The organism is Micromonospora sp. NPDC005367, from assembly GCF_040606825.1.
In the GTDB taxonomy this organism is placed as follows: Bacteria; Actinomycetota; Actinomycetes; order Mycobacteriales; family Micromonosporaceae; genus Micromonospora.
Genome location: NZ_JBEXFP010000004.1, coordinates 167578 through 183988 on the forward strand (window position 1 = coordinate 167578; position 16411 = coordinate 183988).

General features: G+C 68.1%; 18 protein-coding genes and 1 pseudogene. 11 read left to right on the forward strand and 8 right to left on the reverse strand.

The genetic code is table 11. The annotated features are described in order from the left end of the window. Window positions 1-111: 111 nt before the first annotated feature. Window positions 112-1059, reverse strand: a complete 948-nt coding sequence (locus tag ABZS42_RS04705) for an NAD(P)-dependent oxidoreductase (protein WP_355142583.1) — start codon at window positions 1057-1059, stop codon at window positions 112-114. A gap of 233 nt (window positions 1060-1292) precedes the next feature. Here ABZS42_RS04705 and ABZS42_RS04710 point away from each other — a divergent pair, with 233 nt between their 5' ends. Then, window positions 1293-1454: a hypothetical protein gene (locus tag ABZS42_RS04710; RefSeq protein ID WP_355142584.1), complete on the forward strand. Its 162-nt coding sequence runs from the start codon at window positions 1293-1295 to the stop codon at window positions 1452-1454. Window positions 1455-1653: 199 nt separating this feature from the next. On the opposite strand, the gene ABZS42_RS04715 is transcribed toward ABZS42_RS04710, so the two are convergent. The 5 genes from ABZS42_RS04715 to ABZS42_RS04735 form a co-directional block, all read right to left on the reverse strand. Then, a complete protein-coding gene (locus tag ABZS42_RS04715) occupies window positions 1654-2745 on the reverse strand; it encodes a hypothetical protein (RefSeq protein ID WP_355142585.1) in 1092 nt (363 codons plus the stop codon). 348 nt (window positions 2746-3093) lie between these two features. Then, window positions 3094-3510 (reverse strand): cupin domain-containing protein, encoded by a 417-nt coding sequence (locus ABZS42_RS04720; RefSeq protein ID WP_355142586.1) that lies wholly within the window; start codon window positions 3508-3510, stop codon window positions 3094-3096. A 127-nt stretch (window positions 3511-3637) separates the two neighbouring features. Beyond that, complete coding sequence (locus tag ABZS42_RS04725) at window positions 3638-3763, reverse strand: hypothetical protein (RefSeq protein ID WP_355142587.1); 126 nt, start codon at window positions 3761-3763, stop codon at window positions 3638-3640. A gap of 167 nt (window positions 3764-3930) precedes the next feature. Continuing rightward, the gene (locus tag ABZS42_RS04730; RefSeq protein ID WP_355142689.1) at window positions 3931-4119 is read right to left on the reverse strand and encodes a Rieske 2Fe-2S domain-containing protein; all 189 of its coding nucleotides are present in this window, start codon (window positions 4117-4119) and stop codon (window positions 3931-3933) included. A gap of 554 nt (window positions 4120-4673) precedes the next feature. Then, on the reverse strand, window positions 4674-5555 hold the full coding sequence (locus ABZS42_RS04735; protein ID WP_355142588.1) for a hypothetical protein: 882 nt from the start codon (window positions 5553-5555) through the stop codon (window positions 4674-4676). Window positions 5556-6000: 445 nt separating this feature from the next. On the opposite strand from ABZS42_RS04735, the gene ABZS42_RS04740 reads away from it, so the two are divergent. The 9 genes from ABZS42_RS04740 (at window position 6001) to murA (ending at window position 13751) form a co-directional block, all read left to right on the forward strand. Beyond that, the gene (locus ABZS42_RS04740; protein WP_355142589.1) at window positions 6001-7359 is read left to right on the forward strand and encodes a hypothetical protein; all 1359 of its coding nucleotides are present in this window, start codon (window positions 6001-6003) and stop codon (window positions 7357-7359) included. A gap of 7 nt (window positions 7360-7366) precedes the next feature. After that, the gene (locus ABZS42_RS04745; RefSeq protein ID WP_355142590.1) at window positions 7367-8251 is read left to right on the forward strand and encodes a phosphotransferase; all 885 of its coding nucleotides are present in this window, start codon (window positions 7367-7369) and stop codon (window positions 8249-8251) included. 478 nt (window positions 8252-8729) lie between these two features. Then, on the forward strand, window positions 8730-8861 hold the full coding sequence (gene amcA, locus ABZS42_RS04750) for a multiple cyclophane-containing RiPP AmcA (RefSeq protein WP_355142690.1): 132 nt from the start codon (window positions 8730-8732) through the stop codon (window positions 8859-8861). A gap of 91 nt (window positions 8862-8952) precedes the next feature. Further along, window positions 8953-9273 carry a hypothetical protein gene (locus tag ABZS42_RS04755; protein WP_355142591.1) on the forward strand — a complete coding sequence of 107 codons (321 nt, stop codon included), beginning with the start codon at window positions 8953-8955 and terminating at the stop codon, window positions 9271-9273. Continuing rightward, complete coding sequence (locus tag ABZS42_RS04760) at window positions 9270-10133, forward strand: methyltransferase domain-containing protein (protein WP_355142592.1); 864 nt, start codon at window positions 9270-9272, stop codon at window positions 10131-10133. The genes ABZS42_RS04755 and ABZS42_RS04760 overlap by 4 nt, the downstream gene beginning before the upstream one ends. A 1-nt stretch (window position 10134) precedes the next feature. Further along, window positions 10135-11547 (forward strand): FAD-dependent oxidoreductase, encoded by a 1413-nt coding sequence (locus tag ABZS42_RS04765; RefSeq protein WP_355142593.1) that lies wholly within the window; start codon window positions 10135-10137, stop codon window positions 11545-11547. Beyond that, window positions 11544-11795: an acyl carrier protein gene (locus ABZS42_RS04770; protein ID WP_355142594.1), complete on the forward strand. Its 252-nt coding sequence runs from the start codon at window positions 11544-11546 to the stop codon at window positions 11793-11795. The genes ABZS42_RS04765 and ABZS42_RS04770 overlap by 4 nt, the downstream gene beginning before the upstream one ends. Beyond that, complete coding sequence (locus tag ABZS42_RS04775) at window positions 11792-12409, forward strand: DapH/DapD/GlmU-related protein (protein ID WP_355142595.1); 618 nt, start codon at window positions 11792-11794, stop codon at window positions 12407-12409. Before ABZS42_RS04770 ends, ABZS42_RS04775 begins: the two co-directional genes overlap by 4 nt. A 70-nt stretch (window positions 12410-12479) precedes the next feature. Beyond that, the gene (gene murA / locus ABZS42_RS04780) at window positions 12480-13751 is read left to right on the forward strand and encodes a UDP-N-acetylglucosamine 1-carboxyvinyltransferase (RefSeq protein WP_355142596.1); all 1272 of its coding nucleotides are present in this window, start codon (window positions 12480-12482) and stop codon (window positions 13749-13751) included. A gap of 196 nt (window positions 13752-13947) precedes the next feature. Here murA and ABZS42_RS04785 read toward each other — a convergent pair whose 3' ends face one another. Then, on the reverse strand, window positions 13948-14445 hold the full coding sequence (locus ABZS42_RS04785) for an NUDIX hydrolase (protein ID WP_355142597.1): 498 nt from the start codon (window positions 14443-14445) through the stop codon (window positions 13948-13950). Window positions 14446-14914: 469 nt separating this feature from the next. Between ABZS42_RS04785 and ABZS42_RS04790 the strand changes: the two genes are divergently transcribed. Continuing rightward, on the forward strand, window positions 14915-15712 hold the full coding sequence (locus ABZS42_RS04790) for a DeoR family transcriptional regulator (RefSeq protein ID WP_355142598.1): 798 nt from the start codon (window positions 14915-14917) through the stop codon (window positions 15710-15712). 129 nt (window positions 15713-15841) lie between these two features. Here ABZS42_RS04790 and ABZS42_RS04795 read toward each other — a convergent pair. Beyond that, window positions 15842-16324 (reverse strand): annotated as a pseudogene (locus ABZS42_RS04795) (HAD domain-containing protein); the annotation flags it as partial. Window positions 16325-16411: the final 87 nt, after the last annotated feature.

The window sequence follows — 16411 nt, forward strand, 5'->3', positions numbered from 1 at the left end:
GCCGACGCAGGGCCTGCAGCAGCAACGGCGACCTGAGCGGCCGGCACCCATGCACGATCGCACCGAGTCGCCCGGCTGACCAGCAACGGGTAGATCCTGCCAACACTCGGGTTAACTGGTAGCGAGACTACGGATGCCGTCACGGCAGGTGGGGTACGTCGGTGTCCAGCCGAGCTCCCGCTTGGCCTTGTCGTTCGAAAGGCGCGCCGCCGAGGTCAGGAACGCGTGCAGGTACGGCCCGATGACCCGCACGAGCGATAGCGGTACGGTCATCGGCTTCGGCGTGCCGAACGCGGCCGCCAGGAACCGCACGTGTGCGTTCATGGATGCCGGCTCGTCGTCGACGATGTGGTAGGCCTGGCCGGGCGTGCCGCGTTCCAGGGCCGCAACGGTGGCCGTACCAGCGTCGGCGAGGTGGGTCCACGGCAGCAGGCCCGGGCGACGGTCGGGCACGACAGGCAGCCGGCGCTTGCGCAGCATCGTGACGATCTGGTCCGTGCCGCCATCACCGAATCCGGGGCCGTAGAGGGCGCCGAAACGCAGCGAGATGCCATCCACGCCGTCGGTGTGCAGGGCGAGGTGCTCCTTGACCCGGAAGCCGTGCAGGTGGCGCTCCAGCGCCGGCGTGCGCCCAGGCGGCGCGAACGGGGTATTGGTTTCGGTGATCGTCCGGTCGCCGAAATCGCCATAGCCATACCCGAAGTGCATCGACTCGACGATGAGCCGGCGGGCCCCGATTGACTGGGCCGCCTCGATGAGGTTGCGGGTGCCCTGGCCACGCAGCGCGTTGGTGGCGGCCATGTCCTGGTGCCGCATCGGCACTTTGCGCAGCGCGGTTGCCGCGTGGACGGCCGCGTCTGCCTGCATGCCGTCAACGGCATGGAGTAGAGCGTCGCGGTCCATCAGATCCGCCACCAACGGCTCAATGCCCATCCTGCCCAGCTGCTCAATGCCGGCGGGCGACCGGGTCATGCCGATCACGTCGTGACCGGCGTCGGCCAGAGCCATGCTCATGTGTCTTCCGAGGACGCCAGAGGCGCCCGCCACAAGCACTCGCATCACTACCTCCAATGGGGAACTCACTGTCGGGTTAGGGTCCGGCGAAACCAGTTCAAATGATGGAACCGACACGTGCGGCGTCGGGGGAGCCGGGCACGTCGGCCCGTGCCCACCGGACGGCGCGCAGCATGACCGGCGATGCACCTAACTGAACGATGCGGGTGCTCAGCGCGTAGCACAACCCGCGGCCCGCGCTGCCCTCGCCTACACCGAGGCGCTCACTCGCGTCGCGGATGCGACCGTCGCTGACGATTTCGGTGCCCGGCACGACGCTCGCCGAGCACTTCTCGCAAGAGGAGATCCTCGAGATCATCGGGATCGTCATCAACATGAACGTCTGGACCCGACTCAAGATGGCCGAGGGTGCCGGTCTCGCCAAGCAGGCGACGTCGTGAACCCGCTCACCTGCCCGTCCGCGTGCTGTCTCGCCAGGAGGTAGACGACCTCGACGACGACGGCGGCCGCGGCGGTCACCATCACCGCCACGGCAGAGGGCAGGAGCCACCGATACACGCGTTCGTGCCCGCCGTCGTCCACCCACTCCGGACCGCGCCCGGCCCGGTGAGCACACGTCGCAGCGGCACGTCCAGAACGTCAATTGCTGACGGCGCGGGCGTGTCCGAAGTACATGAGCTCCCAGATCGCGTCCTCGGCGAACTTCTCCACCAGGCGTCCACCCTGGTGGTGCTCGATCGTGAGCACGCCGGCGAAGCGGAGGTAGGCGCCGTCGAACCCGGCCAGCCGGGCCGCCGCCCGCTTCAGCCAGGGCAGGTCCTTGGTGAGTGGGTTGCGGACTAGGTCGCGCTTGCGGTCGAAGGTCACCACGTACGTGTCGACGTCGTCTGCGTACGTGTACCGGACGATGCCCGCGACTGGCTTGCCCGTCTTCGCATCCGTATAGATTTCGTCTCGCTCGAACGTCATTTTCTCCGGATCGTCGGCGACGATCCGGCCGTCGCGGGCCAGCATGAAGATGGGGATCTCGGCGAAGCCGTACTTCTCGGCGCTTGTGATGAACGACGCGATGACCGTGTACGGCCCGGCCTGCCCCCGACCCCAGTACCAGTCGTTGACGATCTTCTGCAGCCCGACGTTGCCCCAGTTGTGGTCGTGATAGCCGACACCGGCCGTCTCGTGCCGCTCCCCGTCGATCGTGTACGAGCCTCGCACGGCTCCTTGTGGCACCGAAGGCAGCCAGTTGAACTCGAGGTCGCGAGTCGCGCCGAACAGCATGTGCCCGGTGGCCGGACGCCAGGCCGGGACCTCGGATGTGAGCGTGAAGTCGACCTGTACCGGCCCAGCGGTTGCCTGAATCCGGTACTCGCGCAGGTTCTCGCCCTGGAACCGGTTGCCCGGTCCCATCCGTATGTCCGCGCGTTCGCTCGCCGCCGACCATTGGGCCGCGGGAATCGCGATCGTGTTGTTGGACATCGTCCCGTCGGGCAGTTCCAGGTTGACCCGCAGTTGCGGGGACAGCGGGCTGCTCGCCGCGCCCAGGTCCTTGTTCATGAACACCACGACGATCTTCGCGCCGTCGGAGAGGTGGGCGTCGAAGTACCACCACTCGTACGATCCGGCGCTATCGTCGGTGCGGGCGCCGTCCTCCCATTCGCGTACGGCGTCGCGCTCCAGCCCGAAGCGCGTGTAGTCGTCGCTCAGCGCGGCCAGTTTGAGTTGATCCGACATGACTCTTCCTCTCCGTCGGGGGCCATGGGGCGGACGTTGCGACGCCTCCTCGAGTCCCCAACTGGTGCCGGGCCTGCCCGGCGGGGAAAGGGCGCCGGCGGTGGGTGATCGGTTCACCTGGTGGCGAATCCGTGCCGCCAGGTCTGGTGCTTCGGGGGCCAGCCAACGTGCTTGCGGGCGTAGCGGTTGTTCGCTCCCCGGGCCCGGCGGTGCCGTTCGTCTTCGGTCACTTCGGGTGCCGGGAGCCCGGCACCGCACAGAACGCGGGCACCCGTTCCGAACCCGCGGCGAGCGCGTGATCGCGGGCGTTGACCACGCCGGTCGAGCCGGCGAGCAGGATCCGCATGATCAGGCCGCTCCGTCCGTCGGCCGGGGCGCCCGACGGTCCTTGCGCGCTTCGAGCTCCTCGGGGCTCACCAGCACCAGCATCTCCTTGTCCGGCGCGCAGACCATGACGACCAGGAACCTGGCCTGCTGGTCGGGCAGGTTGTTGGCCGCCTGGTAGTGAATGACGTCACCGCCGGGCTCCCAGAACGCCTCACCGGCCTTGATCACTCGCTCCGGCTCACCCTCGAGTTCGAAGATCATCTCGCCTTCGAGCATGTAGCCGAAGACGGGACCGGAGTGCCGGTGCGGTGGCGAACCGGGATCGCCCGCCGGCATTTCGATGATCGCCGTCATCACGTGCGAGCCCGGTGGCAGCTCCGGTGGCATGACCGTGCCCAGCAGCTCGGCTTCGTTGTTTCCCATCTTCATCTTCTGCATGCATCGAAACTAGCCCGATCCGGACCAGCGAAATGGACCAGTCAGGCAGCATTCTGCTGGACCAGTTGACCCAGCCGGGTCAGCGCCGTTCGCCAGGCGTGCGCTGGTGGCGCCGCGTACCCGAGGATCAGGGCCCCGCCTGCCGCTCGTCCACCGGCTCGTGCCAGTAGCCGCTGCTGTGCAGGCCGGTCAGGTGCAGTCCCTGGCCGAGCCCGGCCCGGATCAGCAGCCGCTCCTGCGCGGCCGAGGCCAACGGCAGCAGCGCATGGCCACGCCCAGCTCGTGCAGCACCTGAACTGGGCTGGCCTGTGCCCCGGGACGTGGTGCCCCTGACTCCAGCACCACATCTTCACGCCGGTCCCAGCCGGGATGCTGGTGGCGTAGGACCGCGAGCGCGAGCCCGATGCCCAACTGCGCGGACTAAAGCACGCCGTGATGGCTGCGATTCCGAGTCAGGGAAGTCTGGCCTCCAGCATGCCTTCGACGACCCGCACGGGCAGTACCCCGCTGGTCGGTGCTGGCGGGGATGTGTACGACCTCTCCGTCCTTCAATCGGAACGTGCTGCCGTGCCACGGGCAGACGACGCAGGCCTGCCCGTCTACCTGGATTAAGTCCCACTACCGCAGGCCCGCAACCTGTGCGGCACCGACGGCCGACGTAGCGGGGCTGGTCGCAGTTCGGCGGTCTTGCGCTGATGGGGTGAGGCACAGACGGCCAGTTCTGACAGCCTCACTGGCAGGCATCGAGGTGGGCGGGCGCTGGTTGTTGGCCTTTTCTTACCTCTGACCTTCTCGCAGATGCTCAGCAGCTCGGTTATGTCGCTTGGTCCGTCCCCGGCTGTCGCCCGTCGGCGACCACCAGAGACACGTATGCGCCAGCGCGGCGGCAGTGTCGGCAATGGTTTTTCGTAGCGGTCTCTTAATCCGCGGGTTCGGGGTTCGAGTCCCTGGCGGCGCACCAACGATCAAGGCCCTGACCTGGTGGTTCACACCGGGCCGGGGCCTTCTTCGCGTACGCCGAGAGTGGGTGGTGGCTCGGTGGGTGCTCGGGAGCCGTTGGACCGGGCCGGTGTTGCCCGGACTGAACGCGGGTCTCGTGTACGTCCGGCGCGCACCGCTGGTTCTTTTCCGGGGTTGATGGGGCCGGGCGTGTCCGGGGCGCGTCAGGCGAGAGCTTCCGGGGCGCGCCGCCGCCACCACGCGCTGAAGAGGGTGACCACGTGCGTCTTGATCTCGTCCGTGATGATCTCGTGCGCGTCGCCCATGAGCGGTCTGACGGCGTGCTTGTAGACCTCTGGGTGGTGTTCGACCGAGGGGCAGGTGAAGATGGCCAGCATCCTCAGGACGCGCAGGGTGTCTGTTCCGAGGAGGGGAAAGTGAGCCTCCAGCAGCCTCGCCAGGGCTGACCGCACCTTGTCCACGACAAGGCGGATGACGGCGTCGGTCACCAGCCGGGGCAGCCCCGAATCGAACCGCCGCGACAGCGCGCCGGTGATGAACTGCTTGGCGGTATCCGTCAGCAGTTCGACGGTCTTGTTGATCTTCTCGATCAACTGAATCAGGGCCACCAGCAGGCTGCACCACGTGTGATCGGCCAGGCGCTTCTTGACCTCCCTGGCGTCAGCCTTATTCCGGACGAGGCTGTCTATGCCGGCTGAGATCTCGTCCCACGGGTTCTCCATGACCTGGTGGGCAAGGGTGTCCATCCGGCCAAGGTCTGATGACATCGATGTTGGTTTAACATCGCGTGGCAGTCGGCCGTTGATTCTGGTTCGGCGGTCGGCGGCCCACAGGTAATCGGCGATGTCTAGGCGTGCGAGGTCGAAGTAGATTTCCCGGTTGTGGGCGTTGAACTTCTGGCGTCCGGATCGTCTGTCCCCCTCCACCTTCTCCTTGAGTTCGCGCCGCCGGTCGTCGCGCTTCTCTGGCCGGTCGGCGGCCAGAGATGTCCATCCTTGCCAGCCGTGTTTTGAGCCCCCGCAGCCGGAGCATGTGCAGCCCGGCCTCTGAGCATTTGCGCAGTTGGCTCTGTGGGTGTTGGTCATCATCCGCAAGTCGCCGCCCGGTCGTTTGCGCTTAATGTGACTAGCCAGTGACTCTATGTCAGGCAGCGATGGATGCCAATCAGTGTGTGACTGGGCCGGGGCAGCTCGACTCTGGGCCTCCACCTTCTGCGGGCGTTCTGCCTGGTGGGTGCCTATAGATCTGCTTCTTCTGCTGGGCTGCGACGGATTATTGATAGACGGCTCTTCCCTCATCTGCATTCACTCGCTTCCGTCCCAGACCGGCGACCAAGGCTCGGGCTGGACAGGTCATGGCGCTCCGGAGCCTGCGCTGATCCCAGGAGGGGACACGCTGAGGGCTCATCGTGGGTCTTCCGGATGCCACCCCGAGCGTCGACTCTGGTTGGGGCTGTCGACTCGACCGCCATTGACTTGATGTGATGGCGCGGATGCGTTGTGCTGTCAGGTGGTCGTCGTCCGATCGGAGGTGATCGTGGCCGCGCAGGTGGATCCCGAGTGGTGGAGTTCGGGGCTGTGGAACGGCCGACCGATCAGCGAGTTTCTTCAGCGGCGCGACATCACTGCGGCCTTCCGCTTCCTTCACGCCCGAGGCGTGTCCTACGGCAGGATCGCCGCTCTCGTAGGCCTCTCGCCTCACCGCGCTACTGAGATCGCTAAGGGCGTCCGGCAGGTCACGGCGTACGAGGTGCTGGAACGGATCGCCGTGGGTCTGCACATTCCGCGTCCGGTCATGGGGCTCGGCCGCGACGAGGACAGCACTATGCCGCGTGACCTCAGCATCGAGACCGTGGCCGGTGGAGCGGATCGATCGCCTGCCCGTATGGGGAGCAGCGAGGCCGGAGGTCTGGTCAGACTCCGTCTGGGACTGGACGAGGCTCTGGCGGCGTCGAGTGTCGCTCCTCGGCAGCTTGAGCTGATCGAGCAAAGCGCTGGCGAGCACCTGCGAGTCTATCCCTCGGCTTCGCCGCAGACGATGCTGTCACTGCTGGCGGCCGACTGCCGAGAGGTGCAGGTGCTGTCGCTTCGGCGCCAGCCGGCGGCGGTCCAGGCCCGGCTGTCCGCGGTGGCGGCTCTGCTGGCGACGATGTGCGCTGACGCGTTGATGAGGCTTGGGGATGTCGTCGAAGCTCGACGGTGGTACGGCACAGCGATCCACGCGGCGGACGACAGCGGGGAGGCTCGATTCAGGGTGCTCGTGCGGGCCCAGGCGGCGATGCTGCCGTACTACTTCGGGGATCCCGCCCAGACCGTCGCTCTGGCTGATGCGGCTCTGGCGGTCACCCCGGCCGCATCGTCGTCGGCTGCCCTGGCGGCTGCGGGCCGGGCGCGTGCCCTGGCCAGAATCGGTGCCACCGAGCAGGCGCGGTCGGCCGTCGATCAGGCACGCCGGCTGTTCGATCAGGCTGGCGACGAGGACACCGACGTGGCGTTCAGGTTCCCGGCGAAGCGGCTGCTGCTCTACCTCTCCGGCGCGTACACCTGGCTCGGTGACACGGTGGAGGCGTACCGGGTTCAGGACGAGGCATTGCGGCTCTATGGCACGGCTCCGGCCGTACCGATCGACGTGGCGCTCATCGACCTGGACCGGTCGATGTGTCTCGCGCGGGACCGGCGGGCGACCGAGGCGGCGGTAACCGCGCGGGATGCCGTCGCGGACCTGCCCGAGACGCAGCGGACGGAGATCATCTTGACCAGGGCGACCGACGTGGCCACGGCGATTCCTGGAGAGAGCCAGCGCGGTGAGGTCGCCACCTTGACGGACTATGTACGGGCCTGCCGCGAGCGCGCCCGTAGTCTTGGGACCACAGCCGCACTTGGTCCCTAGGAGCCCCATGTTCGTCGAGGCGCGCACCCGGCCGGTGCTCGCCGAGGTATGTCGTCTCCTCGGCTACTCCGACTCGAACGCGGCTCTGCTGCGGCACCACACTAACGCCGTCTACGCCGTCGGGGACGTCGTCATCAAGATCGCCCCTGGCGACCAGCACCTGGACCGGGTGCGCGCGATGGTTGCCGTGGTCGACTGGCTGGTGGACCGAGATTTCCCCACAGTCGGCCTTCACCCGGGCCTGTCCCAGCCGTTGGAGGTGGGCGGGCATGCCGTTACGGTTTGGCAGCGTCTGGACCCGGCACACGACGACCCGATCACCGTCGCCGAGCTCGGCAGCCTTCTCCGGGATCTGCACGCCCTGCCTGCACCACCGGTGCCATTGCCCGTGCTGCGGCCGATCCATGGCATCGAGCGATCCGTGACCCGTTCGGAGATCCTGAACGGCAAGGAACAGGACCTGCTGCTGGGCCGGCTCGAGACGCTGGCCGCTGGCTGGGAGGCGATGCGGTTTCCCCGTGGCACGAGCCTGATCCAGTCAGATCCGCAGATCCGCAACGCGCTCCGGCGTTTCGACGGCACGCCCGTACTCGCCGACTGGGACGGCGCCGCCCTTGGGCCCCGCGAGTGGGACATCGCCACGGTCGCTGTCCACTGCCGCCGGTTCGATCCGCCCGGTCCCGAGGCGTTCGCCGGCTTCACCGCCGACTACGGCTGGGATGCCACATGCTGGCCGGGGTTCGAGGAGCTGTGCCAGCTTCGCGAACTGCAGATGATCGCCACCAACGCCCGCAAGTCCCGGCCCGGAACCGACGCCGCCGACGAGGTGCACCACCGGATTGCAGGACTTGTCCACGGCGGGCCGGAACTCCGCCGCTGGCACATCCTCTGAGATGAGTCTCGTAGGGACGGCGTAGTACCGCCTGTCCTCCTCGCATCGGTCGGGGCCGACCACAGTGAGGCCCACCGTGGCCCACCACGCTGGGTCTGTCTCGGGCCCGTGCCGCCCGCGATCGTGGACATCAGGAACACGTCGGCGGAACGATCCAGGACCATCCTGATCCCATGGCGCCGGCGGGCCAGCGGCAATGTCACGCCAGGGAGAACCAGATGGTCGTGTCGATCGGCGACAGGTCGGAATGCGACCCGACGCACCGGCAGGTGCTCGCGCCGGGCACTCCGTCGACCGTACGGGTGACTCCCCGTTCGCGTACCGCCAGCGAGGCTGTGTGGGCGGGTGACCGGCGGTTTGCTCCCCGCCGCTGGCCGACGATGGTGGGCTCGCCGGTGCGCCGGCAAGCCCACCGCACTCAGGCCGCGGACCCGAACTGGGGCCGGCCATGACCGTTTACCTCTCGCGCAACGCGACGATGGGCGACCCGCCAAGAGGTCGCCCGGCAGCGGCTCAAGCGTTGCGACCGGCGTCGGTCGATCCGCCTCTGCTGACGTACGTCTGGCAGGTCGTTTTCGAGCGGCAGACGCGGGAGCGTGAGGCTCGATGAGCAGCGACCGGGGCTTCTACGCGGAGATCGGGACGCCTGCGCCCCTGGCGCATCTACGGTTGCGTCCGCTGGCGCTGCCGTGGTGGTCGGTATGACGGCCCCTAACGAGCACTCCCTGCCGCACGTGCCGATGCGGCCACTGTGGCTGTGCCGACGGTGCGGCCAGCCGTGGCCCTGCGGCGCGGCGAAGGTCGCCCTTCTGACGGAGTACAGGGACAGCCTGGTCAGTCTCTTCCTCTATCTGGCCAGCTGCCTGCATGACGCGATCGACGATCTGCACCAGCTCCGGCCCAGCGACACCGGCAGCACCGCCCATGTCTTCGACCGCTTCCTCGGCTGGCCAGCCCGGCACACCCGCTCCTACCGGCTCTCCAGCAGGACTTCTTCTGATGATGAGGAGGAATCTTCATGAGCAGCACTGACGTCATCAATGCGCCGCCGCAGACGGTCCGGGTGAGGGTACCGGCAGGAGCGGCGCATGCACTCTGCCAATTGGGGCCGACACGTGACGGCACCATCTCGGCCACGGTGGAGGTACTCGGCCGGCGAATCGAGATCGAGACGCCGGAGGACGGCCCGGTCCTCTTCCCGACCGACGTGGGGTTCACGTTGCTGAGCGCGCTGAACGCCGACCCCGGCCTGCCTGTTTCGGGTGCCCGGGCCTTGGACATCGGGTGCGGCTCCGGCCTGTACACGGTGGCCCTGGCCTCGGCGGGCGCGGCACATGTGACCGCGTTGGACGTCAATCAGGCATGTTCGGAGGTGACCCGCGACAACGCGTCCCGCAACGGCATCTCACCCGCCCAGGTGGCCACGATCGTCGGGGACCTCGCCGAATTGGCAGTCCCCGAACCCTGGGACCTAGTCGTTTGCAACCCTCCGCACTTCCCACACGATCCGGTGTACGCCGTTGACGACGGCATTGAGACCGCGCTGGTCGGTGGCAGTGACGGGCGGGCGTTATATGACGTCCTGCTCGCCCGCCTCGACGAGCTGCTCGCGCCGGGCGGGACGCTGCTGCTGACGCACTCCTCCCTGACCGACATCCCCCGCACTCGCCAGACGCTACGACGAAGCGGATACGAGTGCCGCACTGTGCAGACTTGCGAGCTGGACATCCCCTTGCGCCGCTACGCGATGCACCGCGACGTGCTGCTGTCGCGGCTGTATCCGCTCCGGGCCGCCGAACGGGCAGCATTCCGTGGCCTCCGGTTCGAGGTACACACCCTCGCCGCCACCCGCATCGATTCCCTGGACGGATCAGGTGAGTGACATGAACCAGCTCGTGACAGACGTTGTGGTGGCCGGCTCCGGCCTGCTGGGGCTCGCCACCGCGTTCGAGCTGCTCAGCCGGGACCTGGACGTCACCCTGGTCGGACCACGGACCGGTGACCACGCGGGGCAGGCGTCCCGGGCCGCCGGCGCGATGCTCACCGTGTTCAGCGAGGTCGAGGCGAGCCATGATCCCCAGCGCGTCAGCCTCGAAGTCGGCGAACGGTTGGCCGCCCGGGCCGGGTACGAAGCCTGGCTGGACCGCATCGGCACGGCCAGCATGCGGGCACTACGGCTTCTCCCAGGCGTGTGGGTGGTCAGCAACGGCTACGGGCCGGACGACGCCGCGAATCTTCGGGCCATCGCGGAGGCCGCCCAGACCCACGGGTGCCGCGCCGAGTTCGCGTCGCCGAGCGTCGTACCGGGGCTGGCATCGCAGGTGCGCGCGCACGAGGCACTGTGGCTGCCGGATGAGGCCAGCGTCGACCCGACGGCCCTGGTCGAGGGCCTGGCCACAGCGCTGACCGCCCATCCTCGCTGTCGTTGGCTTGATACCACCGTGACGACCGTCAGCGAGCGCGGCGAGCATGTAGCCGTTGACGCGGCTGACGGCAGCACTGTCCTGGCCGCCCACCTGGTGCTCGCCGCCGGGGTCGGGACCACGGGTCTGCTCGGCCCATCGCTCGCCAAGCAGGTCGAAGCACCTCCGCTGCGGTCCGGGCTAGGCGTGTCGCTGCTGGCCCGCGTCCCGTTCTCGCTGCCCGCTGCCGTGCGAACCCCGAACCGGGGCTTCGCCTGTGGCAGCCACATGGTCCCGCGCGGCGAGGGCACCATCTATCTGGGGGCGACGAATCGGCTCTCCACTGAACCCGACTACAGCCAACCCGCCGCTCTGGACGAGATCGCCACCTTGATCCATGACGCGAGTGCCGAGCTCAACACTCAGCTGCGCGATGCCGCGTTGATCGAGGTCCGGGTGGGGCACCGGCCGGTCACCCTCGATCACCTGCCGCTGTTCGGCCGGACCGGACACCCGATGGTCCACCTTGCGACCGGTACTTACCGGTGCGGCGTGCTGCTGGCTCCGCGCGCCGCTGTCATCGTGGCCGACGGGATCACCGCTCCCGGTTCGACCGCCACCCATCCCTACAGCCCTCGGCGCGCGATGCACCTACCGGTACTCGACGACCTCATCGACGGCGCGACCCGAGGCCTGGTGGACATGCTGTGCCAGCCGGGTGGCAACCTCCCGCCGGGCACGCACGAGATGCTGGAGCGGTTCCTCGAGGCGGCGTTGCACGAACTCGCCGCCGGCACCTCGACCAGGGCGGTCGCCGTCCGCAGACTTTGGCAGCGTGCGCCCATGGCCGAGTGCCTGCCGCTGTTGCTCGACGCCGCCGGGCGGATCCGATGAGCACGGGCGCTCTGAACCGGCAGACAGTAGCCCGGCAGATTCTCGCAGAGATCAGCGGCCGGGCCACCGACACGTTCATTGCCTCCACGCGGCTGTCCGATCTCGGTCTGGACTCGCTCGGCCGGCTCACGCTCGCGGTGCTGCTGGAGGAAAGAACCGGTCATCCCCTGCCCGACGACGAGCTGATCAGCGTCAGGACGCTGAGCGACCTGGAGCGGCTCCTGAAACCCGCGGAGCGTTCGGTATGACCAAGACGCCAGCACCGACACCCGGGCTCACGTCGGACACGCCCTTCATCGCTGAGTCGGCTGAGGTAGCAGACGCGGCCTGTGTCGGCGCACGAACCAGGATCTGGCACCACGCTCAGGTCGACGGGGACGTCCGGATCGGCGAGGACTGCGTACTCGGCAAGGGCGTTCATGTGGCCTCGGCAGCGGTCATCGGAAACCGGGTCAAGATTCAGGACGGGTGCGGAGTGTACGGGGCTGTCCTGGAGGACGGCGTGATGCTTGCCCCCGGCGTCTACCTGCTGGAGGACTCCGCACCTCGAGCTGTCAACCCCGCCGGCCACCTGAAGGGCCGCGACGACTGGCGGCGGGAACCGGTGACGATCCGCTACGGCGCCACCGTCGGTGCCAACGCGGTCATGGCCCCAGGCGTCACCATCGGCCGATACGCCATGGTCGCCATCGGCGCCGTTGTGGGACATGACGTGCCGGACTACGGCCTCGTCATGGGCAACCCGGCCCGGCAGATCGGCTGGGCCTGCAGGTGCGGACACCGCCTCGACGACAACCTCACCTGCCCCGCCTGCGGGCGGTTCTACCGCCAAGGATCGAACGGCTTGTCCCTGGCTGCGTAACCGCCGCCCACCACCGCCGACTGTCCCGCCCGTGCCTGCTTAACCACTTCCTCTGCTGAAGGAACGTCACATGACCGAAGTTCGCTATCGTGTCCGCCCCGCCGGCCCGCTCAACGGGACCGTCGTCGTTCAGGGTGCCAAGAACGCGGCCCTGCCTATGATCGGTGCTGCGCTGCTCGCCCGACGCGGTCAGACGGTGCTGCGTAACGTCCCCGCGATCACCGATGTCCAGCACGCCGTGGACCTCGCCCGGCTTCTTGGCGCTCAGGTCGAGTACCACCCGGGCGACCGACTGCTCGTCATCGACGCCACCGAGATCACCAGCTCACGGCTACCAGCCGATCTCACCCGCCAGTTTCGGGGCAGTGTCTTGTTCCTTGCCCCGGTGCTGCACCGTCGAGGCGAGGTGATCTTCGAGGGCGCCGGCGGCTGCGCCCTCGGCACCCGAGGGCTTGACTTCCACTACCGGGGCCTGGCCCGCCTCGGCGGACACATCGAGGAACATGGCACCACGATCAGCATCAAAGCCAGCAACCTGTGCGGCGCGGACCTCTACCTCGACACGCCCTCGCACACCGGCACCGAGAACCTCATCATGGCCGCAGCCCTGACACCTGGCCGGACCGTCATCGAGAACGCCGCGCTGGAACCCGAAGTTCTCGACGTAGTCGCCATGCTCACGGCCATGGGCGCCCAGATCACCGGCGCAGGAACTGGCCGCATCGCCGTCATCGGCGTCGACGAGCTCAACGCGGTCGAATACACGATCATGCCGGACCGTATGGACGCCGGCGTGCTCACCATCGCGGCTGCCATCACCGGTGGCACGATCAACCTCGTCGGTGGCAACGTACTCGATCATTTCGGAGTCGCCGCGCACAAGCTCCACCAGATGGGCATCGAACTCAGCGCCGCCGGAGCGGTCACCAGCGTCATCCGACCCGGTCAACTGCATCCGATCAACGTCATCACTGACACCCACCCCGGGTTCGCCACCGACCTACAGCCTCCCCTGATGGCCCTCGCGACCCAAGCACCCGGGACAAGCTACTTCCGTGAGCGCATCCACGACGCCCGCTACGCTCTCGCCGGTGAGTTGACCAAGCTCGGCGCGGACCTCACCGTTGACGGCGAAAAGGCCGTGGTCCACGGTGGTAAGCCGCTGCGCGGCACCGAGGTCATCGCCCGAGACCTGCGGACCGGCATTGGTCTCGTGCTGGCCGGACTTGTTGCCGACGGCGAAACCGTCATCGGCAACGGCGCCATGATCGACCGGGGTCACGCATACTTGACCGGCCGTCTCACCGCTCTCGGCGCCGACATCGCCCGCGAGGAGTTCTGACGACAGGCTTGCTGAGCGAGCACATAGCCTCCTGCCGTGCCGGGCTGTCCTCGGCTGAGGAGCGCCAGTTGCAATCCAGTGGCAGGCCGCCGCGATCATTGCCGCCGCCGAGGCCATCCGCGCCTCGGCGGCAACCGGCAGCTCCATCGCGCCTGAGCTGCTACGCGCACCCGCGCCTACGCCTCAGCCCGGCTGACTACCTGTTCGAGATCGCGACTCCATCCTCAAGGTAGACACCTCCCTGCCCGATTGCGGCGAGAGCCGCGACAATCCGCCGAGCCAACCGAGGGATCAACACCCCGCCCAAGCGCTCCGGCTCGACGAACTCGAAGCCGTCCAACTCGTCCGGGCACAGCCGCACCGCCGCGACCTGGTCCGCCGTCAGAACCCCGCCGTCGAACAGGAACATGAGCCCGCCGTCCCACGGCGGGCTCGCCGGCACCCAGTCGACGCACAGCAGCGCTCCCGCAGGTATCGACAGACCCAACTCTTCCCGGATCTCGCGGGTGCAGGCGTCTGCCGGGGACTCGTCCGGCTCCACGGTTCCGCCGGGAACTTCCCACACGTCCTTGTAGGCCGGATGGACCAGCAGAACCCGGCCGGCCTGGTCGCGGAGGATCACGCCGGCCGCCGCGCGGACCCTCGTCACGCTGGCGATGTAGGACAGCTCCGCTTTGGTCTGCGTCTCGGCCACGCGACCGACCCTACGGGCTCGCCCTCGGCGCATCGCCCGTTCCTGAAGGAAGACGCGGCAACGATCCCCCTGCGTGGTTACTTCGGGTAACCATCGTTTCGGTGTGTGGCGTTGCGTCGTCGAGTCGGCCTGGCCTTGGTCTCGGGCCTCTGACGGATCGGCGCGCAGTACGGTGCCGACCGTGGAGATCAACTAGCGGCGGTCTGATTTGACCGTACCGCGTCTTCTGTCCTCAGCTCTTCGGCTGATTCACTGAACAGTGATCTTCAGAATCGGCCCCAAAACCACGGTTTGTATATGTGGGTGCTCGCACGACCCGCCGACGCCCCGTTCAACGGCCGAGGGCGAGCGCTGTCTCCGGTCACGGCAGTCCCGACTTCCGATGTTCCGGTCGGCGCATTGACCACTCTCTGTTACGGCTGTCAGGGACAGGATGTCGGACTGTCGGTGCCAGGAGGATCATCAGGGGATGGGCGACCAGGGTGCCACGCGACGGTTGTCCCCGCGGCGGTGGCGGATCCTGTCGTACCTGGCGCAGCACGGCTCCGCGTCGACGCTGGACGTGGCGCTTGTCTGCGGAGTATCGCGGCTGACGGCCCACCGCGACCTGGTGTGGCTGCACGAGGCGGGGCTGGTGCGCCGCGAACGCTCGCCGGAGGACCGGACCCACACCTGGTGGTACGAGGTCACGCCCGAGGGGACCGACGTGCTCCGGCGCGTCCTGGCAGCGTCGGGGCGGCCGGTTCCGCTGCGGTTGGGTCAGCGGCCCTCCGGCAGGGCGGATGCCCTGTTTTTCCTACCGCTGGTGGAGGTGTCGCGGCGCAACCCGGGGCGGTGCGAGCTGTTCCAGTGGCTGGCGACGATGGAGACCTCGTCGTGGTTGCGCCAGCACGACCTGGCGCAGTTGCGGGCCGACGGCTACGGCGTCTGGCTGCAGGACGGGCGGTGCCTGCGGTTCCTGGTCCACGTAGACCGTGGCCCGATCGGCGGCGTCGTCGCCGAGCACGAGCGAGCGACGTCAGGGCTGGGTGGCCTGCTGGCGGGCTACCGGCGTGCGAACCGGCTGGTGCCGGTCGGGGCGGTTCTGATGATTGCTCAGGACGCCGAGCGGGAGGATCGACTACGGGCCGACCTGCTCCGCGAGCCTCTGCCGAACGTGGTCGCCACGACCACGCAGCAGTTGTTGTACCGGCACTGGCCGGACGAGCAGGTGTGGCAGGTGCCGGGCGAGAGTGGCAGGCGTCGCCTCATCGAGGTCGGATCCTGACCGCACCACGTCATAATTCCGGGCCGCGTCAACGCCAGCGGCTTGGTGCGGGACCTCACCAACGGCGGCCCCAACTGGCAGGCAGCCGTCCAGCGCAGCACCCGCAATGGCTGGAAGCTCGCCCTGCCGCGCCTGCATAAGCCAGCCTTCGATGGCAGCGAGGTCCTGCTCGGTCAGGCCGCGATGTGGATCGACCCGATGCAACAGGGCTGGGCCGTGGTGATGAGTCGATATCCACTGTTGATCGGCGTGGGAGATTTCGTCGTCGACCCAGACGAAGGGGCGTTCCTGCGCCCACTCGACCAGCCCACGGGTCTTCCAGTGCAGGACGCCGACCTCGTCGGCGTCGGCCCAGTCCACAACGGGCAGAGATGGTAGCCCGAGCAGCGGGGCGAGCACGTCATTCGCGTCGCTCATCCAGGTCGTCGCCCATACGAGATCACACAGCAGGGCCTCCAGTCGGCGGCCGTGTCCCGGATCGACCTTGTACAGCAGGGGATGGGCATCGGCCGGTAGAGCCGGTGCCATAGGGCGGCCATGCGACGCGCCCGGTTGGGCCGCCGCGGGTGTTCCGAACGGGATGAGGGTGCCGTCCACGTCGAGGAACAGCAAGGGACGCGGCGCAGGGTCGGACATGACCCAAGAGGCTAGCCCTCACCCCGCCCAGGGCTACCTCCGCGCGCTTGCCCCAAGGCCATT

Coding starts and splice junctions, on each gene's coding strand:
- ABZS42_RS04720 (WP_355142586.1), bottom strand. CDS start 3,510: ATGCAGAAGATGAAGATGGGAAACAACGAAGCCGAGCTGCTGGGCACG.
- ABZS42_RS04760 (WP_355142592.1), top strand. CDS start 9,270: ATGAGCAGCACTGACGTCATCAATGCGCCGCCGCAGACGGTCCGGGTG.
- ABZS42_RS04755 (WP_355142591.1), top strand. CDS start 8,953: ATGACGGCCCCTAACGAGCACTCCCTGCCGCACGTGCCGATGCGGCCA.
- ABZS42_RS04745 (WP_355142590.1), top strand. CDS start 7,367: ATGTTCGTCGAGGCGCGCACCCGGCCGGTGCTCGCCGAGGTATGTCGT.
- ABZS42_RS04770 (WP_355142594.1), top strand. CDS start 11,544: ATGAGCACGGGCGCTCTGAACCGGCAGACAGTAGCCCGGCAGATTCTC.
- ABZS42_RS04710 (WP_355142584.1), top strand. CDS start 1,293: ATGCGACCGTCGCTGACGATTTCGGTGCCCGGCACGACGCTCGCCGAG.
- ABZS42_RS04705 (WP_355142583.1), bottom strand. CDS start 1,059: ATGCGAGTGCTTGTGGCGGGCGCCTCTGGCGTCCTCGGAAGACACATG.
- ABZS42_RS04735 (WP_355142588.1), bottom strand. CDS start 5,555: ATGACCAACACCCACAGAGCCAACTGCGCAAATGCTCAGAGGCCGGGC.
- ABZS42_RS04775 (WP_355142595.1), top strand. CDS start 11,792: ATGACCAAGACGCCAGCACCGACACCCGGGCTCACGTCGGACACGCCC.
- ABZS42_RS04715 (WP_355142585.1), bottom strand. CDS start 2,745: ATGTCGGATCAACTCAAACTGGCCGCGCTGAGCGACGACTACACGCGC.
- murA (WP_355142596.1), top strand. CDS start 12,480: ATGACCGAAGTTCGCTATCGTGTCCGCCCCGCCGGCCCGCTCAACGGG.
- amcA (WP_355142690.1), top strand. CDS start 8,730: ATGGGCGACCCGCCAAGAGGTCGCCCGGCAGCGGCTCAAGCGTTGCGA.
- ABZS42_RS04790 (WP_355142598.1), top strand. CDS start 14,915: ATGGGCGACCAGGGTGCCACGCGACGGTTGTCCCCGCGGCGGTGGCGG.
- ABZS42_RS04765 (WP_355142593.1), top strand. CDS start 10,135: ATGAACCAGCTCGTGACAGACGTTGTGGTGGCCGGCTCCGGCCTGCTG.